Below are 26718 nucleotides of genomic sequence, written 5' to 3' on the forward strand. Positions count from 1 at the left end.
CCGGAAGACGCCGCTGCGGCGGCCCTGCTGAAAGGAAGCGTCCTGTGGTGCGTAGCAGTGCGGCAACGACCCATGTCGCGGAGCACAGTGTCATCGTCGCGGCGCCTGCCGCAGACGTCTACGGTCTCATCGCCGACGTGGCCGGCTGGCCCGATGTCTTCGGTCCGACGGTCCACGCCGAGGTGCTGGAGGAGACCGGGCAACACCAGTTGCTGCGGATCTGGGCGTTCGCGAACGGCCAGGTGCGCAACTGGACCTCTCGTCGGTCCCTCGACCCGTCGGCCAGCACGGTGACGTTCCGTCAGGTGGTGTCCGCGCCGCCGGTGGCGTCGATGGGCGGCGTGTGGCGGATCGAGGAGACGGCGGGCGGCTGCCGGGTGACGCTGCTGCACGACTACCGGGCCGTCGACGACGACCCCGAGGCGCTGCGCCTGATCGAGACCGCCGTGGACACCAACAGCACAGCGGAGCTGCATGCGCTGAGGACCACGGCCGAGCGGTTCGCCGACTTCACGCAGTCGAGGTTCACCTTCAGCACCCATCAGGACATCAGCGGCAGTCCGCGAGAGGTATTCGACTTCCTGGCACGGGCCGAGTCGTGGCCGAGCCGTCTTCCGCACGTCGCCCGGCTCGAGCTGAGCGAGGACGAGCCCGGCGTGCAGCACATGACCATGGACACCTACGGCCCGGACGGCTCCGTGCACACGACGTCCTCGGTCAGGCTTTGCTTTCCTGACCGGGGGCTGATCGTCTACAAGCAGACGACGCCACCGCCGGTGATGACCGGCCACACGGGGCGATGGGTCGTGGATTCCGTCCAGGACGAGTCCGGTACGCCCGTGGTACGTGCCACCTCCTGGCACACGGTCGTGCTCGACCCGGAGGGCGTACGCCGGGTGCTGGGGCCCAGCACGAAGCTGGCCGAGGCGCGTGCCAGGGTCCGTCGGTCCCTCGGCACCAACAGCTCCGCGACCCTGCTCATGGCTAAACAGCACGTGGAGTAGCGCGCCCGACGGCGGGGCGCCAGGGACGCTTCGTCCCAGTCCTCCGCCGCGCGGTCGCCGTTCGAGACCACCGATGCGTGACCCGGGGCGATTGCCGACGGGCCCGGCTGCTTTCCAGGGGGAGCGTTGAAGAACGACCGTACGTATGGCGAGGTGATCCGCGAGAGGGCCGCGGCGACCCCCGACCGGGAGGCGCTGGTGTCCCTGGGCGAGAACGGCACAGGCACGCCGATCGAGCGTCTGACCTACGGTGAACTCGACCGCGGCGCCGCGGCACTGGCTGGCTGGCTGCGGGAGCACGGCCCCGCCGGTCAGCACGTGCTGGTGCTGCAGCCCTCCCCCCTACTCTTCGCGGTCAGCATGCTCGCCTGCCTGTACGCCGCCGCGGTCGCTGTGCCTGTCGCGGTGCCGGGTGCGAGCCGCCATCACGCGGAGCGGGTGCTCGGGATCGCCAGGGACGCGTCAGCCAGGGTCGCCCTCACGGACGCTGCGACGGCCCCGGACCTCTCCGTGCTGCTGGCCCGTCACGGCCACGACCGGATCAGCTGCCTGGCGGTGGAGTCGGTGCCGGACGGGGACGGACTGCGCACGCCGATGGCCGACGCCGACGAACCGGCGCTCGTGCAGTACACGTCAGGTTCCGCCAGGGAACCCCGTGGCGTGGTCCTGACCCACCGGAACCTGCTCGCCGGCCAGCGGGCCGTCGCCCGGGCGCTGGACACGCGGCCGGGCGACCGAATCGGCGGCTGGCTGCCGATCCACCACGGCATGGGCCTGGTCGGACAGTTCCTGCACCCGCTCTGGCTCGGAGGCACCTGCATCCTGCTGAGTCCGAGCGTGTTCACCCGGCGACCGGCGGCCTGGCTGGAGGCCGTCTCGGCCCACCGGATACGAGTGAGCGGAGGTCCCGGCTCGGCGTACGACCTATGTGTGCGCCAGGTCGGTGACCGGGAACTGGCCGGGCTGGACCTGTCGGGCTGGGAGACGGCCGTCAGCGCGTCGGGGCCAGTCCGGCCCGAGACGTTGCGCGCCTTCGCCGACCGGTTCGCTCCGGCGGGTTTTCGGTCCGACTCGCTCAGGACCTGCTACGGACCGGCCAAGGTCCCCCTGCTGGTGTCCGGTCTCGGACCGGGTGCCGAAGCGGCCCACCGCACCGTGGACGTGGCAGGACTGGAACACCAGGAGCTGTGTGATCCGGTTCCCGGCCGCCCTACGCGCACCCTAGCGGACCGCGGCACCCCGGTCGGTGCCGAACTGCGCATCGTCGACCCGGTGAGCCTCGAGGTCCTGCCGGACGGACGGACCGGCGAGATCTGGGTCCGGGGGTCGGCGGTTGCGCACAGCTACTGGAACCGTCCTCGGGAGACCGCCGAGACGTTCAACGCCCGAACCGGCGACGGCGCGCGCGGCTTCCTGCGCACGGGAGACCTCGGCGCGCTGTCGGACGGCCGTCTGTATGTGACCGGACGGATTGAGGACACCGTTGTGCTGGCCGACCGCCATCTGTTTCCCGGGGATCTGGAACGTGCTGTCCGCCAGGTCAGCAATCTGTTCGGGGCCGGCGCCGCTTTCGGGGTCGGCGCTGAGCGCGAGCACGTGGTGGTGGTCCTGGAACTGCGGGGGGACGGCCACTATGACGTCGATCTCCCCGCTCTCGTCAGCGCGGTGCGGGAATGCCTCGCCGCGGAGTTCCAGCTCACCCCGGGCGGGGTGTTCCTCGTACGATCCGGGACGATACGCCGGACAACCGGCGGCGCGCTGAAACGCGGCGAGTTGCGTCAGCTCCTGCTCAGCGGCGAACTCAAGGCCATCCATCAGCTGGTGGCGCGCGACGTTCAGGAATTCATCGGCGCCGGGGACGCCTGAGCCGCCACATCGAGGCGGCCCGTTCGGCGCTCCCCTGCCGGCTCTCAGGGGATCCACCCCGCCTGTTCGGCGATACGGATGGCGTCGACCCGGTTGCGGGCGTTGAGCTTGGTCACGATGGACGTCAGGTAGTTCCGGACGGTGCCCTTGGACAGGTACAGGCGTCCGGCGATCTCCTCCGCCTCCGCGCCCTGGGCCGCCAGCCTGAGCACCTCCAGCTCTCGCCTGGTCAGGGGACTGTCCTGGACGTCCCAGGCCGACAGTGCCAGTTCGGGATCGATGGCACGCTGCCCCGCCGCGACGGCACGAATGGCGTGGGCGAGTCGTTGCGGATCGGAATCCTTGAGCAGAAAACCGGAGACCCTGGCGTCCAGGGCACGGCGCAGTGTGCCCGAGCGGCCCAGCCCGGTCAGCATGATGGTGCGGCAGTTGGGCAGTTGTCGGTGCAGCTCCATCGCGGCGCTCAACCCGTCGATGCCGGGCAGGCTGATATCTATGACGGCGACGTCCGGCTGAGTCCTGAGGGCGGTCGGCACGATCGCGTCCCCGCGTCCGACTGCCGCCACCACTTCCAGGTCCCACTCCAGTTCCAGCAGGGCGACCAGGGCCCCACGAAGCATAGAGACGTCTTCGGCAATGAGCACTCTGACGGACAACATGGACCTCTAATCTCCCTGTCGGGAGGCTGGCCGGACGGATTCCAGTGGGACGGCCAGGGGAATCTCGCCCACCAGGTGGAACCAGCCGTCATCCATCACTCCCGCGACGATGCGGCCCGCGACGACATCGAACCGGCTGGCCAGGTTGTGCAGACCGCTGCCGTCGGAACAACGTTGTCCGGATGCCGTGCTGACTACGCCGTCGTTGGCCACCATGAGCCGGACCTTCCCCTGCTCGTCGACCACCCGAATCGTGACGTGCCTGACGTGGGCGTGTCGGAGGGCGTTGGTCACGCCCTCGCGCACCGCGGTGGCCAGGACGGTGTCCACGTCAGGTGGCAGACTCCCGCACCGGATGTCCACGTGGGCGACGACGCCGAGGGAGTTCAGCACCGACTCCGCGGAAGACGCTTCCCCCTCCAGCGACATGCCCCGGTAGCCCCTCGCCACCAGCCTCACGTCCGACAGGGCCTGGCGGGAGATGTCGAGGATCTCGTCGATCTCCTTGCGCGCCTGATCCGGCTGGTTGGGCACCAGCCGATAGATCAGCTCGCTCTTCAACGCGATCGACGACAGGCTGTAGCCGAGCAGGTCATGCAGGTCCATGGAGAAGCGGAGCCGCTCGCGCACGACAGCCGTGCGAGCTGCCTCCGCGCGCGAGGCCCATGCCTCCGAGACGAGATGGGTGAGCCGGGCGAGGCCGAAGACGACGAGCCCGCTCAGACCGGCGGCCAGAGCGAAACCGACGGAAGGCAACAGAGCTGCCCCGTGAACCGCGGCACGCACGGGTGCGCTGACGACGACTAGTGCGTAGGCGCCCCACGCGCGGACTCCGGGCAGCAACAGCAGCGCGGAACCGGCCAGTGGCGCGGCCAATCCATTCCAGTTCGCTCCGCCGAACACGACGGCGACGTACGTAGCTGTCCCAACGAAAAGGAAAACAGAAACTCTGCATGTCGACGCCCATTGCCGATAGGGCAAGAATGGGAGAACGGCTTGAAAACCGAGCAGCGGTACCGCACACAGCACACAGGCGACGATTTCACCCGCCCCCCGAGCGCGCTGCGCAACGTCGGCCAGAACCAGCACACCGTGGCTCAACACCACAGCGACGACCAGCATCCGGGCATTTCGCAGAGCCATACAGGTGAGGTTTGATCGCCTCCCGGCACGGGACTCACCACGAAATAAGGAATCCATGCATCCCCCGAATACCTGAATTCAAAAATGCCCTATTGGTCATATTATAAAACCATTGGCATATCGAACTGATAATAACAGGAGGACAACTGCGCCCATCCGTGCGATCACAGGCAGTGATTTAAACCTGCACAAATCAGCCTCCCTCGGCTCAGAGCTCACTCCAGCGACGCGGCCGATCCCGGACCCGGGGAGTCCGGAACTCACGCCCCACTGCGAGCAGTAGGGCGAGAACCGCCTACTCCAGTTGCGACTCAAAACATGGCTGGTTCACTGCGGTATATCGCTTCTGGAAGAAGTGGCGCATAGGGGGCGCATCCCGCGAGACTGCCCGCCACGCGCTCCCTGCTCTCACGATCCCCACAGGCAGTGGCCTGTGCGGCACATCGTCAGTACAGATCCTCAGTGCAATTCTGTGGCTCTTGGTAGTGCAGCCTTCACACACTCGGTATGACATATTCACAACGCCGCTCGTGTCTCCCTCACTGTGCCACGGAGCAGCCGGAGTGCGAGGCTCCACCACTGTCGTACCGGTGTGCGAGGGGAGCGCAGATGGAAATCAAGGTACTGGGTCCGCTAGGCGCTGAAGAGCGCGGGATCTCGGTGGTGCCGAGTGCGGCTAAGCCCAGACAGATCCTCGCTTTGCTCGCCCTCCAGGCAGGGCGGGTTGTCACGGTGTCCACCCTGATGGAGGAGATCTGGGGAGAGGCCGTGCCCCGCAGTGCCGCGACCACGCTGCAGACCTACATCCTCCAGCTGCGCCGCAAGATCACAGCGGCGTTCCCGGACCGTCCCGGACGGGGGGCCAAGGACGTTCTGGTCACCCGCCACGGCGGCTATCTGCTCGACATATCCCCAGGGCAGGTGGACGCTGAGGAGTACGCGCGGTATGCGTCCGCCGGGCGGGCCGCGCTCGACGCGCATGACGACCACGCGGCGTCCGAACTGCTCAGTACGGCCCTCGGCATGTGGCGGGGGCCGGCCCTGGTCGACGTGCGCGTCGGAAGGGTGCTGGAACTGGAGGTGCTCCGGATCGACCAGGACCGGCTGGCGGTCCTGGAGCGGCGTATCGGCGCCGACCTGCGGCTGGGCCGCCATTCCGAACTCGTGCCGGAGCTAACCGTGCTGACGGCCCGTTACCCCATGCACGAGAACTTCTGCGCGCTGCTCATGCTGGCCGCCTACCGCTCCGGCAACGCCTGGCGGGCTCTTCAGGCGTTCCAGCAACTGCGGTCCACTCTCGTCGAAGAGTTGGGCCTCGAGCCTTCCCCCCGGCTGCGGCGGCTGCATCAGTCGGTACTGACCGGTGACCCGGCGCTGGACCTGGAAGTCGCCGCGCTCTGAACCGGTCCGCTCGCCCGAGGTGTGGACGTGCCCTCGGCACGTCCACATTTTCGCGTCGGCGTGCCCGCCTCAGCCCCAGCGACGCGCTCCATGTCGGCACAAGCGTTCATCGAGGGGGCCACCGAACGATGAACCGGATCGACAGCGGCGGCGCGTCACGAGCGCACCCCGACCGATTCAGCGGGCGGGACGCGAAGGCAGAGACCCTGCGGCGTCTCGCCCGCTGGCCCGGCTCGATGAGAGAGGAAACCCACAGTGACTGGCACAGCTCGGCCCGGCCCACGAACCCGCAGCCGCTCGGTCCTCACGGAAACGAGGTGACGAACTTGCGCAGAGTCGCCATCACGGGTCTGGGGGCGGTAGCCCCGGGAGGCATCGGGGTGAAGGAGTACTGGGAACTCCTCACCGCCGGCCGGTCCGCCACACGCACCATAAGCTTCTTCGACCCTTCGCCCTTCCGCTCACGGGTCGCGGCCGAGTGCGACTTCGATCCGGTGTCCGCGGGCCTGACGCCGCAGGAGATCCGACGACTCGACCGAGCTGCCCAGTTCGCCGTGGTGAGCACCCGCGAGGCACTCGCCGACAGCGGCTTGGACGTCTCCCGCCTCGACCCTGGCCGGATCGGCACGTCGATCGGCAGTGCAGTGGGGTGCACCACGAGCCTGGAGCGCGAGTACGTGGTCGTCAGCGACGGCGGGCGCAAGTGGAACGTTGACCACGAGTACGCCGTACCGGAGCTGTACCGGCATTTCGTACCCAACACGATGGCGGCCGAAGTCGCCTGGGTCGCACAGGCCGAAGGCCCTGCCGCCGTAGTGTCGACCGGCTGCACCTCGGGGCTCGACGCGCTCGGTCACGCGGTGGAGCTGATCCGCGAGGGAAGTGTCGACGTGATGGTCGCGGGCGCCACCGAGGCCCCGATCTCCCCCATTACCTCCGCCTGCTTCGACGCCATCCACGCCACCACCCCGCACAACGACGAACCGGAACGCGCCTGCCGGCCCTTCGACCGCACCCGCGCCGGCCTGGTGCTGGGGGAAGGCGCGGCGATCGTGGTCCTCGAGGAGTGGGAGAGCGCCCGGAGGCGTGGGGCACACATATATGCCGAGATCGCCGGGTTCGCCTCCCGTTGCAACGCGTACCACATGACGGGGCTCAAGCCGGACGGACGCGAGATGGCCGAGGCCATCGACGCCGCCCTGCAGGAGGCCCGCCTTGCGCCGGATGCCATCGGCTACATCAACGCTCACGGCTCCGGCACCAAGATGAACGACCGCCACGAAACGGGCGCGTTCAAGCGCAGTCTGGGCGATCACGCCTACAAGGTGCCGATCAGCTCGGTCAAGTCGATGATCGGGCACTCGCTCGGCGCGATCGGCTCCCTGGAGATCGTCGCCTGTGCGTTGGCGATGGAACACGGTGTGCTGCCCCCGACCGCCAACCTGCACGAGCCCGATCCCGAACTCGACCTCGACTACATCCCGTTGACGGCGCGCGAGCGGCAGGCAGACGTGGTGCTCAGCGTCGGCAGCGGCTTCGGCGGTTTCCAGAGCGCCATGCTCCTCACCCGTCCGGAGACGCGGTCATGACCGCCGCTGTTGTGACGGGCCTCGGTGTCGCCGCGCCCAACGGCCTCGGAACGGAGGCTTTCTGGAAGGCTACCCTGGCGGGGCAGAGCGGTCTGGCCCCGCTGACCCGCTTCGATCCCGCCCAGTACCCGTCCGTGCTCGCCGGTGAGGTCAAGGGCTTCGTCGCCGAGGAGCACATACCCAGCCGGCTGATGCCGCAGACGGACCACATGACCCGGCTCGCACTCGCCGCCGCCGACTGGGCCATCGGCGACTCCGGTGCCGACCTGCGGCAACTGCCCGAGTACGGCATGGGTGTGGTGACCGCCGCCTCCGGCGGGGCCGTCGAGTTCGGCCAGCGGGAACTGGAGAACCTGTGGAGCAAGGGCAAGGAGTACGTCAGTGCCTACCAGTCCTTCGCCTGGTTCTACGCGGTCAACACCGGCCAGATCTCCATCCGGCACAAGATGCGCGGCCCCAGCGGAGTCCTGCTCACCGAACAGGCCGGGGGCATCGACGCCATCGGCCACGCCCGGCGGCACGTCCGCAAGGGCACTCCCCTCGTCGTGTCCGGCGGTGTGGACGCGGCCCTGTGTCCCTGGGGGTGGGTGCCCCAGATCGCTTCCGGCCGCATGAGCACCGTCACGGAAGCGGACCGCGCCTACCTGCCCTTCTCCACGGACGCCTGCGGGTACGTCGTCGGCGAGGGAGGTGCCGTCGTCATTCTCGAGGACGCCGCGTCGGCGCGGGAACGCGGTGCTCCACGCGTCTACGGCGAGGTCGCCGGCTATGCGGCGACCATGGACCCGGCGCCGGGCACCGGCCGGCCATCCGGCCTGCGGCGGGCGGCCGAGAACGCCATCACCGACGCGGGCCTCACCCCACAGGGCATCGACGTGGTCTTCGCCGACGCGGCGGGCGTACCCGAACTCGACCAGGCCGAGGCGGCGGCCATCACCGGGCTGTTCGGGCGGCGCGCAGTGCCGGTGACCGCTCCCAAGACCATGACCGGCCGACTCCTCGCCGGAGGCGCCGCCCTCGATGTGGCCACCGCGTTGCTTTCCCTGCGTGACGGGGTGATTCCCCCGACCGTCAACGTGCGCGTCCCCGCGCCCGCGTACGGGCTCGACTTGGTCACAGGGCAGCCCCGCGACACGAACCCGAGCTCGGCCCTCGTCCTGGCGCGCGGATACGGGGGCTTCAACGCGGCCCTCGTCCTGCGCCGTACCGAGAACTGACCGTCCGACACCGAACGAGAGGATCCCTGGCATGTCTGCCACGACCACGGTAACCCTGACCGACCTCACCCGGATGCTGCGTGAGAGCGCGGGCGAGGAAGAAGGTGTCGACCTGGACGGGGACGTCCTGGACGTCCCCTTCGACGAACTCGGCTACGACTCCCTGGCCATGCTCCAAGTCATCGGCCAGATCCAGCGCGAATACGGCATCCGGCTGCCGGACGAGGCAATCGCCCACGCGGACACCCCGCATGCCCTGCTGACGCTGATCAACACCAGTGGGGAAGTACCGCAGGCCGGCTGAAGCACCACGTGCCCGCCCCCGGGGCGGGCTGGAGGCCCCCTCTGCCCGGGCGCTGCCTCTCGCCACCCGGGCCGACGGCCGACCAACGCGGCACCCACCCCACGTCCGGACGGCGGGTTGCCCCGACCGTCGTCGGCCCATGCGACCCCAGGAGACACAGATGCTCTGCACAGCTCTGGCCGTGGTCACACGTGAGCTGACAGTCCCCGAGGAGAACCCGGCGATTTACCCGCCGGCCGACCGGCAGGGCGTCAGTGCCGCACTCGCGGCCTACGGCCTCACCAGTTCGATGCGCTCCAGGACCGTCGTCTTCATAGTGAGCGGCGATTGCCCGCTGCCAACCGGCTCCGGCATCGAGGGTATCGCCGTGCACATGGCGGAGTCGATGGTCGGGGCCCTGATGCTGGCACACGCCGCACTCACCGACGGCACCAAGGACGTGGCGCTGGTCCTGGCCGGTCCCAGTGAGCCCGGCACCGTCCGGGCCAGCCGGGTGACCCTGCGCAGGATGCCGTCGCAGGACCGCACGGCACCCGCATCCGGTTCGTTGCACGGACCGCTGTACGACGCCGCGCGGATGCTGCTCTGGTCCGGCCGCCATGCGAGCGACGAGGCACAGACCCGTGCTCAACTGCGCTCGGTGGTCGACCGGATGACGGACCACGTGTTCCGCGCCCTGCCCGCCGTGGTGCCCTGCGGACAGGACGCAGGTCCCGTCCGGGCGGCCGCGCTGTGCAGCCGTGAGGACCCCACCGCCGCGCTGGACGCGGCCCGCGCGGTCACCGTCGGCAACCCCCGTCCAGTGGCCCTGCTCTTTCCGGGCCAAGGCTCCCAACACACCGCGATGGCCTGCGGGCTCTACACGCACGAGCCGGTGTTCACCGAGGCCGTCGACACGGTCCTGGACCTCATGGGCGACGAGGGCGCAGCCGTCCGCGCCGACTGGCTCGCCCCACGGGAACGGGCCATCGGCATCGACGACGTCCGGCGCGCGCAGCCACTGCTGTTCGCCGTGGACTACGCGCTCGGCAAGGTGATCATGAGCTGGGGAGTCCGTCCGACGGCACTGCTCGGCCACAGTGCCGGCGAACTCGTGGCCGCCACCTTCGCCGGCGTCATGTCGCTTGAGGACGCTGTCATGATGATGCGTGAGCGCGTCCGCCACGCACTGTCCGTTCCGGCCGGGGGAATGCTCGCGGTCGCGGCGTCCGAGGCACAACTGCGCCCCTACCTGGTCGGCGAGGTGGCTATCGCCGCGGTCAACACCGGCTTGCAGACCATGCTGGCCGGACCGGCGGAACAGTTGCTCTCCGTAAGGAAACGGCTGCAGGCCGACGGCCACACCGTCATGCCGGTGCCGGCGACCAGCCCCTTCCACTCTCCCGCGATGGCCCCGGCCGCCGACGCCATCGAACGGGAGTACGCCCGGATCGGGTTCCGTCCCCCGCGCCTTGCGCTCTACTCCGGTTACACCGGGGAGCTGATGAGCGAGCGGGACGCGCTGAGCCCGCGGTTCTGGGCCCGCCAGATCACGGACACCGTGTACTTCAGGCCGGCCCTCGACCAGTTGCTCGCCGCGCAGGACATGCTCTTAGTCGAGGCCGGACCGCTCCAGACTCTGACCGCGTTCGCACGCCGGCACCCTGCAGTGCGGAGCGGGGCGAGCGCGGTGGTGCCTATGCTTCCAGCCCGCCCCCAGGGGCAGGCAGCGGACCGGCGGTCCCTGCTCGGCGCGGTGGCCCGGCTGTGGACCGAGGGCCATGATCTGAACGCCGCCTCACTCAGTCAACTGTGGGCCGACGGCGAGAGCCATGCCGCCCGCCGGTCACCGGTCGCACCGGGACGGTCGTGATGCTCGTGCGACTCCTGCGTGCCGTTGCCCAGGCGATGATCGCCGCAGGGAGCATCTGGGTGTACGTCCCGCCCGTCCGCCAGCTCGACGAACCCGGCCCGGGACATCCCGAGAGAGTCGTCCCGCTCAGCGACGTCGAGCGCAGCCTGGAGCGTGCGCTGCTCGGCGAGTGCGAATGACGGCGGATCCTCGCCCGGACACCGTGGGGGAAGCCGACAGGTCGCGTCACGCCGGCCCACCCGGCGTCCGGGTGGGCCGGCCGCTGACGGTCTGCGAAGCGGTACGCGGGCCGCCCGCGGCGGTCAGTATGGTCCCTGAAATCCGGCGGCAACGTCCGCCAGCGCGGGCAGGTCCACCGGTGCCTGTCCGCACAGTTGCAGACATGCCTCCACTATGCTGCCAGCACCGGGGTGGAACGCCTCCTCCAGCGGCCAGGACACCGGCGCCGGACAGTCCGGCAGCGCCAGCCGCCGTACCGGCGCCGTCAAGGCGTCCGGTATGTGCTCGGCCACCACCGCCGCCACCTCTGCGGTGAATCCGTACCGTGCCCAGCTGGTGTCGGCCACGACCAGCCGCCCCGTCCTGGCAACCGACTCGCAGATGATCCGCTCGTCCAACGGCCGCAGGCTGCGCACGTCGATCACTTCCGCGCTGATCCCACGTTCGGCCAGCTGACCGGCCGCCCGTTCCGCCTCGTGCACCATGAGCGAGGTCGCGACCACGGTGACATCGTCGCCTCGTCGCGCGATCCGTCCGACGCCGAAGGGGATTCCGATGGCCTCCGCCGGCACCTCTCCGGTCAGCGGATACAGGTTGCGGTTCTCCACGAGTACGACGGGTGTGTCACCGGTCAGCGCCTGGACCAGCAGCCCCTTGGCATCGGCCGGCGACGCGGGTGCCGCCACGTACAGTCCCGCGTAGTGGGCGAAGGTCGCGTGCGGGCTCTGCGAGTGCGTCGCACCCTGTCCCCAGCCGCGGCCGACCACGCCTCGCGTGACGACGGGCACCCCGCCCTTGTCGCCGCCGTACATGTAGCGCCACTTGGCGGCCAGGTTCACCAGCGGGTCCAGCGCCAGGAACATGAAGTCGGCCCGCGTGTGCACCAACAGGGGCCGCAGTCCGCCAGCTGCAGCACCCACGGCGAACCCCGCCGTGGCGTTCTCGGAGTTGGGCACATCGATCACGCGGCTCGCGCCGAACCGCGCGAACGCCTCCTTCGTGGTGCCGAAGGTGCCCTTGACATCGTCAACTCCCTCCCCCGCGATGAAGATGCTCTCGTCCGCCTCCATGCACTGCACGGTCGCCTCGCTGATCGCCTGCCAATAAGTGAGAGTACGCACGTGTGCTGGTCCTCTTCGTCGAGTGCACCGGAGTCAGCGGGGCACGGGCTGGTAGACACCGTCGAGCAGCGCTTCGATGTCAGGGAAGGGCTGCTCCTTGGCGTAGGCGACCGCGCTCTGGATCTCGTCGTCGAACCGCACCCGCCACTCTGCGACCGTCCGGTCGATGTCGGGGTCCTGCTCACGCAACGTTTCGGTGGCACGCAGAATCGGGCAGCGGGCCATCCACCCCTCCGTCTCCTCCACCGGGCGGTACCCGTGGTCATGGCCGTGGTCGAAGCCCGGCCCCACGTGTTCCCGCCACCGATAGGTCGCGAGTTCCAGCAGGTACGGACCCCTGCCTTCCCTGCAGTGCCGCAGCGCTAGTCGCGCTGCATCGTGCACGGCGAACACGTCGTTGCCGTCCACCTGCACTGCCGTGACCCCGGCTGCCTCGGCACGGTCCCGGATGGTCGAGCCCGCAGGCTGCCGGGCGCCGATCGAGGAAGAGATGGAGTACAGGTTGTTCTCGCAGACGAAGACCACCGGAGCTCGACGCACCGCCGCCAGGTTGAGCGACTCGGCGAACACGCCCTCCTCCGTCGCACCATCACCGAAGAAGGTGATCGCAGCCCTCGGTTCGCCGCTGCGTGCGAAGGCCCAGGCCGTTCCCACCGCCACCGGGATCATCTCGCCAAGGATGGCCGCCGAGCCCGCGAAGCCGACCTCGCGGTCGACCAGGTGGATCGAACCACCGCGACCGTGTGCGCAGCCAGCCTGCTTGCCGTACAACTCGGCGACCATGGCCTTGAGGTTGCCTCCCTTGGCCAGGTAGGGGGCATGGGAACGGTGGGCGGTGTAGACCCAATCCCGGGTAGTCGTGGCGGCGCAGACGCCTACGGCGGTCGCCTCCTGACCGATCGAGAAGTGCGTGGGGGTACGCATCTGCTGCTCGTCGCGATAATAGTCGGCGAGCGTTTCCTCTACTACGCGGATACGCACCATGTCGCGAAGCAACCGGGCACGGCCGGACGTCATGTTCGAGCCTCCCTACAATCAGTTTCGGGGCGCCGCCAAGGACATCGAGTTCTCCTCACGCGCGCTGCCCGGTCGTTACCTGCCCGCCGACGCCCGGCGCGGCCTTCACTCGGAACGGACCCGGTGGCTTCCGCTGACCTTCTGACGGCACGCATCCGAGTCGCCGCCCGAAGAGAGCGAGAGCCGCCACACCCGCGCGTGCCGCAGTGGGATCCTGTGATCGGCTTTCTCCTCCCTCCGAACGGTGCCGACCTGCCGGACGACGACCCCATCGGGGCCCTTATCGTCGGAGCATCGCCTAGAGGGCTGGTGAAGTCGGACTGGACGCCCCTGGGGACGCCCGCTCGCGGGCGGAGTCCGTCGACGCCTCTGTGGCCAGCACCAGGAGTCGAGCCTCGTTCAAGAGACAAACAAGCCGTGTGCGGTGCTGTGGATGCCTTCGCCTGGACTGGTGATGAGGTGTTCAACGGGGTAGCAGGTGCCGATCACCTGCCTGTGACCACCGCGCAGGGCGGCGGGAGCCGATCGCCGCGCTGGCCGACCCCGGACCGGCCAGCGCGGTGCCGGCACGGACCAGTCCTCACCCGCGACACGGAACGGGCCCGCAGCGCCGCCTCGCCGGGACACGAACCCAACGCGATTCCGAAGGGGCACGCGCACATGAAGGGCATCATTCTCGCTGGCGGGACAGGAACCCGTCTGCACCCGATCACCATCGGCACTTCCAAGCAGCTTCTTCCGGTGGGCGACAAGCCGATGATCTACTATCCGCTCTCGGTGCTCATGCTCGCCGGCATCCGGGACATACTCACCATCACCAACCCCTCCGACACACCGAGGTTTCAGGCACTCCTGGGAGACGGTTCCCATCTCGGACTGCGCATCACCTACGCAGAGCAGAACGCCCCGCGCGGCATCGCGGACGCGATCCTCATCGGTGCCGAACACATCGGGGACGGTCCGGTGGCGTTGGTCCTCGGTGACAACATCTTTCACGGCAACAACTTCTCAGAGACGCTTACGGAGAACGTCGGGAACGTCCGTGGATGCGTGCTGTTCGGCTATCCGGTCAACGACCCTCAGCGGTACGGCGTGGGAGAGACCGATGCCAACGGCGCTCTCGTCTCCATCGAGGAGAAACCCCTGCGCCCCCGCTCCAACCGTGCGATCACCGGCCTCTATCTGTACGACAACGACGTGGTCGACATCGTGAAGAACCTCCGGCCCTCGGCGCGCGGCGAACTGGAGATCACCGATGTGAACCACGTCTACATGGAGCGGGGTCGGGCCCGGCTCGTGGACCTGGGCCGGGGATTCGCCTGGCTGGACACCGGAACGCCGGAATCGCTTCTCCAGGCGGGTCAGTACGTCCGTACGCTCGAGGAGCACCAGGGTGTGCGGATATCCTGTATCGAGGAGATCGCGTTGCGCATGGGCTTCATCAACGCCGATGCCTGTCACCGGTTGGGGTCGCGGATGGCCGCCTCGGACTACGGCAAGTACGTCATGGCCGTCGCCTCCGAATTGGAGTGATCCGACGGCCGTCGGATCCGTACCAGAAGTTCGCGGGCAGACCCGCATCGGGCCTCGTTCGGCGGGCATCCTGCGGGGCTGCCCGGGCGCGCAGCCGCGTACGCACCACGCGGCGTGATCGCGTGCTCTGGCGTCGAGCACAGCTGGTCCAGGACCCGTCAGCCGGCGGGGGCGCCGAATGTGGTGGCGCGGCGGGCGAGCGGCTCCCACCACGCCCGATTCTCGCCGTACCAGCGGACGGTGTCGGCCAGCCCGTGTGCGAAGGTGATCCGGGGTTCAAAGCCGAGTTCCTCCCGGATGCGCGAGGCGTCCAGGGAGTATCGCCGGTCGTGTCCCGGGCGGTCTTCAACGTACTCCACCTGATCCCAGCCGACACCGAGTTCGGAGAGTACCTTCCGAGTCAGCTCACGGTTGGTCAGCTCCGTCCCGCCGCCAACGTTGTAGGTCCGTCCCGCCCTGCCCGACTCCAGGACGAGGTGGATCGCACGGCAGTGGTCGTCGACGTGCAGCCATTCACGTACGTGCATGCCGTCGCCGTACAGCGGCGCCTTCGCGCCGTCGAGCAGACGCGTGACGAAGAGCGGGATGATCTTCTCGGGGAACTGAAAGGGGCCGTAATTGTTGCTGCACCTGGTGACGGTGGTCCACAGACCGTACGTGCGGTGAAAGGCCCGGACGACCAGATCGGCAGCGGCCTTGGAGGCTCCGTAGGGCGAGTTGGGCTCCAACGGGGACGACTCGGTCCATGAGCCCTCCTCAACCGACCCGTACACCTCGTCGGTCGAGACGTGCACAACGCGTTCCACGCCGGTGCGCCGACAGCATTCGAGGAGGGTGTGCGTGCCGACTACGTTGGTCGTGATGAAGGGCGTGGAACCAGCGATTGACCGGTCCACGTGCGATTCGGCGGCGAAATGCACGACCGCATCGTGCCCCGGCAGGACGTCCATGAGCAGGACGCGGTCGCAGATGTCGCCCTGCACGAACGTCAGTCGCGGGTGCCCGTACGGAAGACTGGTGAGCGTGCCCGAGTAGGTGAGCTTGTCCACCACGGTGAGCCAGGTCTCCTCGTGCCCGGGGTACACACCGGCGAGGAGACTGCGGACATAGTGGGAGCCGATGAAACCGGCGCCCCCGGTGATGAGGAGCTTCACGGCCGCCGACCCTCCGAGTCGCGCCCGGGCCCACCGTCGGACACCAGATGGTTTGGATACCCCCCGTGGATGTGCATGTTGACGCCGTCCCTCACACCGATGGGGAACACCCCTGTCGCGCGCCGCGTTCCGTCCCGATCCGAGGTCATCTGCCACTCCTTCCGATCGCCGTGTTGGTCCCGTCGAGAATGGCAGCCATCCGGTCGCAGGGCCGTCGACAATCGCTCGAACCCCTCTTCCTTCTAGCCCCGGGGCGAGACTCTCAGCGGCGGGGAAGGGCCAGGAGGTTGTTGGTCCACACACCGTCGGCGCGAGTCCGCAGGTACTTCTCGCCGCGCGGCGGAGTCACCACTGCGACCTCCGCCCGGCTGCCGCTGTGACATCAGTCGTGCGCCGGTTCACCTGGGATGTGCGGGCAGATTCCTTGCCCATCCCTCAGAAGCCGAGTTCGACGTAGTCGATGTCGGTGAAGGCCACTTGCAGGCCGGGGGCGCGTTGTCCGCGGTCTTTGAAGTAGACCTCCTGCAGGCCTTCGGCGGCGATCTCCTGGAGCTGCTGGTCGGTGGCGCCTGCGGTGTGGGCGTCGAGGAGGCGGGCCGCGTAGTGGGGCGGCAACTGCTGGGTGATCAGGCGGATGCGGGCGTTGTCGGTGGTGCCTGGGGCGGCGGTGAAGCCGAACCGGGCGCGGGTCTCGATGACGATGCCGCCGGTGGTCGCAGCATGTCTCTTGGCCCGTTCGCGCACCCGGGGCTGCCAGCGGCGGCGTACCTCGTCCACCAGGCGGGTGGCGAGGTCCGGGCGCGGCTGCTTGATCTGTCCTTTGAGGTAGCGCTCCACGGTGCGCTGGGAGATGCTCAGCGCTTCGGCTGCGGCCCGGGTGCCTTTGGCGGTTTTGACGAGGAAACGCATCTGGGCCTGCGGGGACTTGGGCAGGGGGCGGGTGAAGGTGTTGGCGGTGGCTTTGTCGAGGCTGTCGCTGAAGATGCCCATGTGCGGTTCCTACTCCCCGCCCGCAGCGGCGTCGGTGCCCTTGATGTGCCGGGCGGGGTTGTGGCCTTCGTCTAGCATCTTCACCGCCCACATCAGTGACTGGGTGCCTTCGTGCTTGACCATGCCGGGGCTCACCCCGAGGCGGAAGCCGCCGGGCAGCGGCTTGTCCTCGGGGGTGCGGGGCAGGAAGTCCAGCGGGGTGGGGCCGTCGGAGAGGTAGACGGCGCAATCGGACAGCACGGCGATCGGGAACAGGCCGGTGGCGGCGAGTCTGAGCATCTTGCGGTGCATGTTGACGCGGGCGGCGGCGATGACGGCGGCGCGGATGTCGGGCCGCCAGGTGGGGCGTTCCAGCGCGGGCCAGCGCTCGCCGGGCCGGTAGCCGGCGCCCTGGGGGCGTTCGCGGAGCTTCCCGATGCCGCCCTTGACGGTTGCCTTGATCGCGGAGAGGACGGCGGCCTGGGCGGGATCGGTGTCCTTGTGGTGTTCCATGGCGGCCAGGAAGTCCGCCTAGTTCATGCCCGCGCTGACGCCGAGGCGTTCCATGGTGGCCAGGTAGGCGTCGCGCAGCCGGGTGTACCAGCCGTCCAGGTAGGAACCGGACTCGGGGCGCAGCCAGGCCTCAAGCGGGTTGATGTCGCAGCCGAGCTCGGCGGCGTAGGCGACGGTGGGGGTCGCGTACCAGGCCGGGCCTTCGGGCCGCAGGCCGTGCGGGGTGAAGGGGTTGGGCAGGCGGGTGTCGAGGTCAATGTGGGAAAGGTCGACGAGCCAGCTGCCGGGCGTCTTCTTGTCGAAGCGGGGGTGGTTGACGTGGACGGGGGCGCCGAGGCCGACGGTGAGCCGGTTGACGGCCGCGGCGAAGGCCATGTTGACGTCGACGCCCACCGCGAACGGCTTCGCGCATTCGTCGTCGGTGAGCTGTTCCGGGTCGCGGATCCACTCGAAGGCTTCTTCGTCGAGGACTTCGGCGGGGGTGCGCTGGTGGCCGCGCGGGGAGCGGGCGGTGACGACGGGGTGCTCGTCGGGTGCCTCTGGCGGTGCGGGGTCGACCGCCTGGGTGAGGGCGCCGGAGTTCGGTCCGGAAGTCCAGGTGCCGGTGGCGGGGTCTTTGACGGGGCGGGTAGGCGGGCGCAGTGCGGTCATGAGTTCCAGACCGCACACGGCCGCTGAGCCGCGCGGGGTGATCACGCGTGTGGCGTAGTCGCCGAGGACCTGGGCCAGTTCGGGGGCCGGGAGCTGGCGAGCACTCCCCCAGGTGCGGGTATCGAGGGCGTCCCAGGGAAGCACGGCGAGCTGGACGCACTGGCGTCGGCCGCCCTCGGCGGGCCGGTAGACGCGGGCCCAGGGGCCGAATCCGCGGCGCGTCAGCTTCCACTTGGCGCGGGCGAGTTCACGCACCACCGGGTGGTTGTCGGCCAGCCGCAGTGCGCGGCGGTCCTCCAGGGCGGGGGGCAGGCCGAAGCGGGCGGCGGCCTGGGCGGTGAGGAGGATCAGCGGATCGGAGTCCTTGCCGTGGCGGTGCAGCCTCTCGGCACCGAGCCCGGACTTCTTCACTGCCCAGTCGGCCAGTTGCGCGATGGTGGCCGCGGGGCACTCCAGCAGTACTCCGCCCCTGCAGTACGCGGTGCCGTCTGCGTCCAGCACCGCCAGCGGCCCGTTCGGGAACCATGAGTCGGCGGCGGGCGTGGCGTCCGTCGGCCGGGCAAGGCGCCGCGCAACCGGCGTGGGCGTGTGTGGCGTGTCCTGTGCCGGGGGTGCCGTGGGTGGAGCCGTCGCGGCGCCCACTGCTGCCTGGACCGACGGCACGGAGAGAGGCTCTGCCGGGATCGCGGGGCTGCCGGGGGGCGGGGCGGGTGCGGGATGGCGCTGGACGAGGCCGTCGAGCAGTCTGCGGTAGGCCTCGCGGCGCTCCCCTTTCGGCTCGGCCCGTCCGGCCTCCCATGCCTCAATGCTCGGCACTCGCGTGCCGAGAGCCTGGGCGAGGGCCGCCTGAGTCAGCCCGGCTGCTTCACGCAGCCTCACCCGCTCGGCCGGGAGGGGCAGCACGGTGCCGTCGTCGACGGCGGCAAGCAGCGAGTCGACGGCTGCGAACAGTTCCTGGGGCTGGTCCGTCATCTGTGCTCCTCCTCCCTCTACCTGACGCCCTGGCGGATCTCTTCGAGGCGGGTCATCAGCCGCTGATAGCGCTGCGAGGCGGCCTGGGAGGAGTTGAGCCCCTGGTACTGGGCGATCTGTCGCCATTCCATGTCGCGGCGCCTGGCTTCGATGACCACCTGGGTTTCCAGCCGGTCCAGCGACAAGCGCATGTCCTCGAACAGACTGAGCGCCGCACCCACATCGTCCGGGGCCACGTCCGCCGCCCGCCCGGCGCTTTGCTGATGGCTCGCGGCAGCCATCAGCAGCCGCCCCAGCAGTGCGGCATCCTCTTCCAGACTGCGTGCCGGGGCCCAGTGGGCGGTGGGGTCCGCCGCAAGCGCGGACAACTGCCGGCGGGCCTCGTCGCGAGCATCACGTGCCATGCACTCAGCCTACTGCAATGATTCAACGAAACAACGTACCGTTGTTTTATTTTCCACATCGCAGAGCGGTCGGAGGGCAGGCATCCTGCCGCTTGGGGGACGATGAGGACATGCCCCTTCAAGAGGGACGCCGGATGCGCCTCCCCTGCAGATCCCTCGCCGCATCCGGTCCGTCGGCCCGGGCTGGCACCCTGTGCTGCTCCGCCTGCACGAGCAGTTGGGCGCCGTCTGCCCCGGCTACCGCGTTGTCGATGTGAAGGAGAAGTTCGGCGGCCTGCGGGTGTACATCGAAACCGCTGGAGGAAACGCCCGCGGTCCGCTCGCGTCTCTCATCAGGGCCGCCGAGGCGGATGCTTCCGTTCTCTGCGAGTTCTGTGGTGCTCCTGGACGGGCAAGGTCTCGCGGTGACGCACCGGCAGAGTGGATCAAGACGGTGTGCGACAGATGTCACCGGGCATGGTCGGCTCGCGAGTTGATGATCGTCAGCGGTGCGGTCCGGGCATCCGGCCGAGGCCCGGACACCTCTGCGGCACAGGCCTGACGGCCGGACCGCCCATGCCGAACTGCTCACCGTCTTAAGCCGGTTGCTGTCTTCACCCGGGGAGGGCGGCAGCCCAGCACTTGGGCAGCAGCCGGCAACCGGCCGTGCCGGGCGAGTTGGCGCACTTGCTCAGTTCGGGCGTGGCGAACGTCGTCGGTTCCGTGGTCCGTCGGGCAGCAGCCGCGATCTGCGCGGCGGGGGCAACGCCACGTAAGACAGCCGGAGTTCTTGTGCATTCCTCGGCGGTCCGGGCTTCGGTCAGCACGGACCGCCTCAGCGAGGTCCGCAGAGTCCGCGGAGACGGCCCAGAAGCGCAGGAACGGCGCGAGTGTCCCGGAGGAGGCCATGATCCATACGTTGAGACCGGTGTCCTTGCGGGACTCGGCGTCGTTCATGACCACTGTGACCACACCGGCCATGAAGCCTGGCGCCGTGCAGAAGCGACCCGGACGGCCTCCGCGGAGCGGCGGCGGAACCGGTAGAACAGCAGCAGCCTGCTGACCGAGACATGCGATTCCTCGTCGGTGTCGGCCTGCTCGGCCGCGCGGACGCCCCGTCCAGCCAGCCGTTCGCCACCACGGTCGGGGTCTGGAGCGCTTCCGGTGTACCGGCGGTCAGCTGCTTCGCCTTCCACCACTCGGCGGCGAAGGCCACCTGCCGGGCCGCGTCCTCGAAGGCCAGTCGGCGGCGGCCCGCTCGCGATCGGCGCACCCGCCGGTCCTTCGCCCGCAAACTCACCACGCCGGCGGCCACGGTCACGACAGGGACCAGCATCGCCACAGAGGCAGTCACCATGCAGGGACCCACGCTCACCGCTCATCCGGTGCTGTCCTCCCGGAACCCGAGCCGGTCCGCGATCATGTCCGTGGTCTCGTGCAAGGCGGCCTCAATGTCGTCGGGACGGCCGATATTGCGGCCGCCGAACCGCAGAGTCAGGAAGCTACGGAAGGACGTCTTGCTGTACTCGGATGCCTGCCAGTCGGCCAGCAGGTCCGGCAGGGTGAGGTGCAGGTTCTGGTGCAGGGCCTCGCAGGCTTCCAACTCCTCCATGTCCAGCAGGGCCAGGTCCTGAATGCCGCCGTGCTGGAAGAGCCTTTCGTCGGCGAAGCACTCTTCGAGGTAACGGCGGGTGATCGGGTTGACGGGGAAATGACCGCCTCGGACCGCGACCGGGAAGATTTTCTTTGCGGGCCCGGTGAGCGGGGAGTGTGCCGGCTGCGGATCGGTGAGGAGGTTGTGGGCCGTCACGGAGAGCTGTCGTGCTTTCTTCACGACGATCTTCTCCGCGTCCTTGCGGAAGGCATCGGCATCGGCGTGCTCGCGAGTGGCGACACTGACGGTCGCGCTCACGATCTCGACCAGCACGGTGCTGGTCCCGAAATCGATACCGACATCCGCCGCCTTGGTTTTCGGGAAGGCCAGGGCGAGATCGTCCTCGGTGAAGAGGGTGCTGGCGCCGGCCCCCACGAGGGGTGGAGCCAAGCGGCGCAGCTGCTCCTTCACCCGGTCTTCCACCATCGCCGCGTAGACCTGGGTCCATTGCAGGCGCGCCCTCTCGCCGTGCTGGTACTTCTCGTGGTCGTGGACCAGCCAGTACAGCCCTTGGGTGGCCCGCTCCAGGAGATAGCGCTCGTCCAGGACCACGACGCTGTCGTCCAGGCGCAGCAGCGGGCGGTCCTGGATCGGGAGCAGTTGCCACGGCAGCGGGCAGTCACGCAGTTGTGCGGCGAGGTCATCGGGGCGAACCGCGAAGCGGTCGAGGAAGCGTTCGATCACTTCGGGGTCGACGGCGATGCCGGTGAAGGCGTTCACCGCGACGGGGTTGTCAGGGGCGTGCGAGGCGATGCTGGAGTAGTAGACGAAAGCGAGGGCGATGATGTCGTCGAAGGCCAGGCCGGTGGCCTCTTCGAGCATGCTCACTGGGCGCGCCCTGGCGCCCGCCACGCGGTCTCCGTGCAGGATCCACAGCAGACGGTGTCGCGCGAGTAGGTCGCCGGCGTCGTCCGGCTCGTTGAACAGGTTGTTGGCGATCATCTCCATCGCCAGGGACTGCGGACTGCCGCCGAGCAGGGGCTCCCGGGGCGTCCGCTCGCGGGTGAGGGTGTCCCCGACCAGGTGGACCAGCAGGACCGAGGCACACTCCAGATCGAGTTGCCCGACCGCGGTGGCGATCTCCGCCTGCACGCTGTCGATCTCGGGGCGGGGTGACACCAGGACCAGGCTCATGGTGCGCAGCACGATCTGCCGCGCCAGGAACCAGCGCTGCTGTCCGTCGACCCCGCCTGCCAGGGCCGTACGCAGGAGCTGCGCTGCGTCGGGGGCGAGCCGGGCGAGGAACCGTTCCTGGTAGACCTCCGTCAGCACGTCACTGGTGGTCGCGTGGTTGAGGGCCGCCAGGACATGCAGGTACTCCTCGCGGGAGTACCTGGCCAGCAGCGCGGTGATCCATGCCGCGCAGTCCAGTTCCCGGCCACGGGCGTGTTCGGCGGGTCCCAGGTACTCGCGGGCGATCACATAGACCCGGGCAAGCTCCAGCCATGAGGCACTGGCAGGCACCGGGGTGAGTCCCAGGCGCTGCGCCGCCCACGCCCGGCCGGGCTGGGCCGACCCCGCTCCCGCAGCGCTGCCCGCGGCGGGCGGCAGAGGAAGGAAGAGGCGGGGGCCATCTGACGGAAGATCAGGCACGGAACAACCCTACGCTTCGCAATCCCCGCAGGGCCGTGGGATATCCACCGCCTCTGCCGGCCAAGACGTGCCATGGTGCGCGCCGTCCAGAGCCATGACCAACTCCGTCCGGCGTCATGGTGACGGAAAGCCAGGACGCTGGGTGTAGCCGTCCCCGGCCCCGGCACGGAGAGCTGGTGGCGGGCCGACGGGCTGACTGCGGGTCGACGCCGAGGGCGGCACCGGCCTCGCCGCGGCCGGTGCTGCCGGCTGTGCTCAGGCGGCGCGCAGTGCCCCGCTGTGGTGGTATGCGGTAGGGCTGGTGCGGGGGGCGTGGCTGTGCCAGACCATGCCCAGTGATGTCAGCGCGAGGATCTCATAGGGGGTCAGGCGGCCACGGTTGGTGCGTTGGCGGGACAGCCAACGGCCCAGGTGGAACCGTTGCCGACGGCTGGTCTCCACGTACCGGTAGGGGACGTTGAGGTGTCCTTCGCGGGCCCGGTGGGCGGCTGCGGCCAGCAGACCGGTGTGGAAGGCGGTACCGCGGCGTCCGGTCAGCCGGTGGCGCAGGAAGTGGTCGGCGGTGGGGGTGGCTCCGATGTTGGTCAGCAGGTGGCGCTGGGTGGGGTGCAGGCGCAGCCAGGTGACGTGCTGGCGCTCCAGCCAGAACTCCAGGTCCTGTCCGGTGGGGGTGAGGTCGTCGGTGGGCGTGTCCGGGCCGCGGTCTTGGCCGGCCTGGGCGCGGGCGAGGTGGTAGGCGCGCTGCCAGGTCAGGGACCAGGGCGGGTTCCAGTAGGGGTCCAGGGCGGCGAGGGCCTGGGCGTGTGCGTGGGGGAGCGGGCGGTGGCGCTGGGCGGAGAGCCAACTGCCCAGGCGGTGGCCGCCGACGGCGTGCCGGGTGGGGACGGCGAGGTGCCCGTGCCGGCGGGCGTAGGCGGTGGCGACGGCGAGGTGGCGGTCGAAGGTGTTGGCGGGCCGCTTCCACAGCATGCCGATGTGATCGAGCGCCTCGACGCGCTCGGGAGCCAGGTTTCCGGTGGCGTGCAGTTTGCGCTGGTGGGTGATCCACAGGCCGATCGGGCGGTGACGATCGTCGGTGTAGCGGGCGGGGATGTCCAGGTGTCCGAAAGTGTGCAGGTAGTCGATGGCGGCGTCCAGGCCCATGCCCCAGGAGCCGTTGTCGGGCTGCAGCATGCGCAGGCCCATGACCATCGCGATCTCGTTCACGCGTTCGGGTGCGTCGGGCCCGGGCTGCTCGACGGTGGCCAGCAGGTCGCGCAGGAGCGGCTCGAGGCGTTCGCGGAAGCGTTCGTCGTGGGCGCGCAGGCCCTGCAGGATCTGCCACAGGGTGCGGTAGTCGGAGGAGTTCAGGACCGATTCGACGTCCTGGCCGCGGGCGATGTAGACGGGGACGACGATGGTGGCCTTCTTGCCCTGGCCGGGGGCTTGGCGAAGGGCGCGGCCGACGGCCTGGATGGCGGCGATGGCGCTGCGTTTGGGGGCCAGGAAGACCACCGCGTCGATCGCGGGCGCGTCGACTCCTTCGCGGAAGACGTTGACGTTGGCCATCACGGCCCGGCGCAGCCGTGCCCGGGTGCGGCCGGTGGCCGCCAGGGGGTGGGCGGAGAACTCGCCGATCAGCCGGCGGCGGGTGGCGGGTGAGTGGCGGCCGCTGACGTAGGCGGTCCACAGGTTGGCCAGGCGCAGGTGGTCTGGGGCGGCTGCGGCGGTGGTGGCGAAGGTGCGGGCGAAGACCTCGGCGTGGCGCACACTGGAGGTGAAGACCAGCACGCTGCGCAGTTTCTTCTCGTTCATGGCGCGCAGCACCATGGCCTGCTTCGCGCCCAGGCGCAGGCGGTCGAAGTCGGCGGTGGTGCCGTCGGGGATCGCGGCGAGGATCCCGTGCAGTTCGCTGTTGTTGATCTGCGGGACGATGACCTCGTAGTCGGCGAGGATGCCCATGCTGATGGCGGTGGGCAGGTCGAGGCGGAACACCGTGGGGCCGAAGATCTTGGGGTCGTCCATCGAGGCGGCGGGTGCGGTGTCGGGGCCGAGGCCGCGGTCGGTGTCCTTCCACACGCGCGGGGTCGCGGTCATGTAGAGGCGGCGGCGGGCGGGGACCTTGGTGTCCTGGTGGATGGCGGCCCAGGGGCTGGTCAGGGCGCCGCAGGTGCGGTGGGCCTCGTCGACGACGACCAGGTCCCAGGGCGGCAGGCGGTACTGCTTGTGGGCCTGTACCAGGCGTTGCAGGGAGGCGTAGGTGGCGAACACGGTGACCGGGCCCTCGTCGTGGTCGCGTACGTGGCGGGCGATCGCGGCCGGGGCGGTGGTGACGGCGTCGAAGCCGGCGCGGGCCGGGTCCTTGGACGGCAGGTGGTAGACGCCGATCCGCGCTCCCCGACGTCCTGTCTGGGCCCACTCCCGGGCGGTCTGGGTGAGCAGGTCCACGCTGGGGACCAGGACCAGGACCCGGCCGGCGGGGGCCAGGCGCAGTGCCGCGTGCGCGGCCATGATCGTCTTGCCGGTGCCGCAGGCCGAGACCACGGTGGCGCGTGGCAGGTGTTCCAGCGCGGCGGTGATGGCGTCGACCGCCTGCTCCTGGTGCGGCCGCAGAACCTTGGCTGCCGCCGTGCCCGGTGGGGTGCCGGTGGTCAACGGACGCCTCCCGCACGGATGTCGGCGTATGGCGGCGCGGGTGCTGCGCCCTGCTTGTCTGAGCGTCGGCGGTCGGGGGCCGGCCGTGGCGGCGATCCGCGCCAGGATTCACCCGAAGGGGTGACACCGGGTACTGCACGGTTTGGATACTGGGGTGCGGTGGGCAGGGGGCGCCGCGAGCCGCCGTCCGGGCCGCAGGGGGCGGGCACGGGCGCAGGGAGGCCGGGGTGCCGCGCACGCAGGAGCAGGGATCCACGCTCGAGGGTGGGCCGGCCGTTTGGGACAGCGGCGAGTTCGAGGCGTGGGAGCTCGATGACCGTGCCGCCTGGCGGCCGGCGGGGGCGTTGCCGGTCAGGGTCCGGGCGCTGGGCGGGGAGTCGAACGGCTCGTACCTGGACCGGCTGGCCAGGGGGAACGGGCTGGCCCTGGACCGGCTGCTGCGCGGCCTGGGCGAGGGCGCCTTCGCCTCGGAGCCGGATGCCGCCGAGATCTACTTCAACCAGGCCTCCGCGCAGTTGCTTTCGGTGGTCTGCGGGCGGCCGGTGGAACATCTGCGGCGGGCCCTGCCGAGCCTGGCGCCGCAGCGGATGCTGGTCCAGGGGCCCGATCCGGTGTGGCAGTGGCCCTGGCGGCGCGCGTGCACGCTGGTTCCCGCGTGCCAGTTGTGTGCGGCGCGTCACGGTGCGCAAGGTCCGGTGTGGCTGGCCAGCGCGGACGGGTGGCAGGTGTGCGCCCGGCATGGGCGCTGGCTGGACGACGGGCGCCGGGCCGGTCGCGGTTTCGTGGACCTGGGCCCGCTGCCTCAGGTCCTGGCCGCGCACCGGGAGCGGATCGCCCTGCTGCTGGACTTCGCCCCCGACATCCGGACCTTCTCCTCGTGGCCGATGCGGCTCGTCTGGCCCCACGCGGACGGGAGCGACCGCACGATGGTGCCCGACTTCTTCGCCCGCCGCTGCGACGGGGCCGGCCTGCTGGTGGCCTGCCCGCCCGCTGACGGATCCTCCCGAAAGTGGGACGCCCATCAGGCGGTGCTCGGACAGGTGTGCGTGCAGGCTGACTGGCATCTGGCCACCCCGCAGGTCCCCGACTCCCCGGCCATGGCGGTGCTGGCGATGCTCGGCGAGTACCGCACGGTGCCCGCGCCGCGCCCCGATCTGGAGAAGCAGCTCCTGGAGGCGTTCGCCCGGCCACGGCCTCTAGAGGAGGCGGTGGCCTCGGTGGGCGACCCGATCGCGCTGCTGCCGTGAGCCTATCACCTGATGTGGCGCCA

At 69.7% G+C, this 26718-nt stretch carries 19 protein-coding genes and 2 pseudogenes; 10 read left to right on the plus strand and 11 right to left on the minus strand.

Annotated elements, in window-relative coordinates:
* Positions 1-44: 44 nt before the first annotated feature.
* A complete protein-coding gene (locus OHA98_RS38490) occupies positions 45-1004 on the plus strand; it encodes an aromatase/cyclase (protein ID WP_266932723.1) in 960 nt (319 codons plus the stop codon).
* Between the two features lie 126 nt (positions 1005-1130).
* On the plus strand, positions 1131-2870 hold the full coding sequence (locus OHA98_RS38495; RefSeq protein WP_266932724.1) for a fatty acyl-AMP ligase: 1740 nt from the start codon (positions 1131-1133) through the stop codon (positions 2868-2870).
* A gap of 44 nt (positions 2871-2914) precedes the next feature.
* Here OHA98_RS38495 and OHA98_RS38500 read toward each other — a convergent pair whose 3' ends face one another.
* Together OHA98_RS38500 and OHA98_RS38505 are read right to left on the minus strand one after the other, a co-directional pair.
* On the minus strand, positions 2915-3529 hold the full coding sequence (locus tag OHA98_RS38500; RefSeq protein WP_266932725.1) for a response regulator transcription factor: 615 nt from the start codon (positions 3527-3529) through the stop codon (positions 2915-2917).
* 6 nt (positions 3530-3535) lie between these two features.
* Positions 3536-4672, minus strand: coding sequence for a sensor histidine kinase (locus tag OHA98_RS38505; protein WP_266932726.1), 1137 nt, complete (start codon positions 4670-4672; stop codon positions 3536-3538).
* Between the two features lie 609 nt (positions 4673-5281).
* On the opposite strand from OHA98_RS38505, the gene OHA98_RS38510 reads away from it, so the two are divergent.
* The 6 genes from OHA98_RS38510 to OHA98_RS38535 all read left to right on the plus strand — a co-directional run bounded on the left by OHA98_RS38510 (position 5282) and on the right by OHA98_RS38535 (position 11214).
* Complete coding sequence (locus OHA98_RS38510; RefSeq protein WP_266932727.1) at positions 5282-6073, plus strand: AfsR/SARP family transcriptional regulator; 792 nt, start codon at positions 5282-5284, stop codon at positions 6071-6073.
* A 326-nt stretch (positions 6074-6399) separates the two neighbouring features.
* Positions 6400-7662 carry a beta-ketoacyl-[acyl-carrier-protein] synthase family protein gene (locus OHA98_RS38515; protein WP_323179710.1) on the plus strand — a complete coding sequence of 421 codons (1263 nt, stop codon included), beginning with the start codon at positions 6400-6402 and terminating at the stop codon, positions 7660-7662.
* Positions 7659-8879, plus strand: a complete 1221-nt coding sequence (locus OHA98_RS38520; RefSeq protein ID WP_266932730.1) for a ketosynthase chain-length factor — start codon at positions 7659-7661, stop codon at positions 8877-8879. Before OHA98_RS38515 ends, OHA98_RS38520 begins: the two co-directional genes overlap by 4 nt.
* 31 nt (positions 8880-8910) lie before the next feature.
* A complete protein-coding gene (locus OHA98_RS38525) occupies positions 8911-9183 on the plus strand; it encodes an acyl carrier protein (RefSeq protein ID WP_266932732.1) in 273 nt (90 codons plus the stop codon).
* A 160-nt stretch (positions 9184-9343) separates the two neighbouring features.
* Positions 9344-11035 (plus strand): acyltransferase domain-containing protein, encoded by a 1692-nt coding sequence (locus OHA98_RS38530; protein WP_266932734.1) that lies wholly within the window; start codon positions 9344-9346, stop codon positions 11033-11035.
* Entirely contained in the window at positions 11035-11214 is a 180-nt protein-coding gene (locus OHA98_RS38535; RefSeq protein WP_266932736.1) for a DUF6059 family protein, read from the plus strand. Before OHA98_RS38530 ends, OHA98_RS38535 begins: the two co-directional genes overlap by 1 nt.
* A 123-nt stretch (positions 11215-11337) precedes the next feature.
* On the opposite strand, the gene OHA98_RS38540 is transcribed toward OHA98_RS38535, so the two are convergent.
* The gene (locus OHA98_RS38540) at positions 11338-12375 is read right to left on the minus strand and encodes an alpha-ketoacid dehydrogenase subunit beta (protein WP_266932738.1); all 1038 of its coding nucleotides are present in this window, start codon (positions 12373-12375) and stop codon (positions 11338-11340) included.
* Positions 12376-12408: 33 nt separating this feature from the next.
* A complete protein-coding gene (locus OHA98_RS38545) occupies positions 12409-13392 on the minus strand; it encodes a thiamine pyrophosphate-dependent dehydrogenase E1 component subunit alpha (protein WP_266932740.1) in 984 nt (327 codons plus the stop codon).
* A gap of 660 nt (positions 13393-14052) precedes the next feature.
* Here OHA98_RS38545 and rfbA point away from each other — a divergent pair.
* Positions 14053-14925: a glucose-1-phosphate thymidylyltransferase RfbA gene (gene rfbA, locus OHA98_RS38550; protein WP_266932741.1), complete on the plus strand. Its 873-nt coding sequence runs from the start codon at positions 14053-14055 to the stop codon at positions 14923-14925.
* A gap of 158 nt (positions 14926-15083) precedes the next feature.
* Here the strand turns inward: rfbA and rfbB are convergent, their stop codons facing one another.
* From rfbB to OHA98_RS38585, 7 genes and pseudogenes are all read right to left on the minus strand, one after another.
* A complete protein-coding gene (rfbB, locus tag OHA98_RS38555; protein WP_266932743.1) occupies positions 15084-16079 on the minus strand; it encodes a dTDP-glucose 4,6-dehydratase in 996 nt (331 codons plus the stop codon).
* Positions 16080-16341: 262 nt separating this feature from the next.
* Positions 16342-16443: pseudogene (locus OHA98_RS38560) on the minus strand (DUF3892 domain-containing protein); the annotation flags it as partial.
* Between the two features lie 71 nt (positions 16444-16514).
* A complete protein-coding gene (locus OHA98_RS38565) occupies positions 16515-17069 on the minus strand; it encodes an XRE family transcriptional regulator (protein ID WP_266932744.1) in 555 nt (184 codons plus the stop codon).
* A gap of 9 nt (positions 17070-17078) precedes the next feature.
* Positions 17079-19184 (minus strand): annotated as a pseudogene (locus OHA98_RS38570) (multiprotein-bridging factor 1 family protein).
* 17 nt (positions 19185-19201) lie between these two features.
* Positions 19202-19588 (minus strand): hypothetical protein, encoded by a 387-nt coding sequence (locus tag OHA98_RS38575; RefSeq protein ID WP_266932745.1) that lies wholly within the window; start codon positions 19586-19588, stop codon positions 19202-19204.
* Between the two features lie 1357 nt (positions 19589-20945).
* The gene (locus OHA98_RS38580) at positions 20946-22685 is read right to left on the minus strand and encodes a hypothetical protein (RefSeq protein ID WP_266932747.1); all 1740 of its coding nucleotides are present in this window, start codon (positions 22683-22685) and stop codon (positions 20946-20948) included.
* A gap of 384 nt (positions 22686-23069) precedes the next feature.
* Positions 23070-25448: a DEAD/DEAH box helicase gene (locus tag OHA98_RS38585; protein ID WP_266932749.1), complete on the minus strand. Its 2379-nt coding sequence runs from the start codon at positions 25446-25448 to the stop codon at positions 23070-23072.
* A 227-nt stretch (positions 25449-25675) separates the two neighbouring features.
* Here OHA98_RS38585 and OHA98_RS38590 point away from each other — a divergent pair, with 227 nt between their 5' ends.
* Positions 25676-26695 (plus strand): TniQ family protein, encoded by a 1020-nt coding sequence (locus OHA98_RS38590; protein WP_266932751.1) that lies wholly within the window; start codon positions 25676-25678, stop codon positions 26693-26695.
* The last annotated feature ends 23 nt before the right edge of the window (positions 26696-26718 follow it).

The organism is Streptomyces sp. NBC_00654 (assembly GCF_026341775.1).
In the GTDB taxonomy this organism is placed as follows: domain Bacteria; phylum Actinomycetota; class Actinomycetes; order Streptomycetales; family Streptomycetaceae; genus Streptomyces.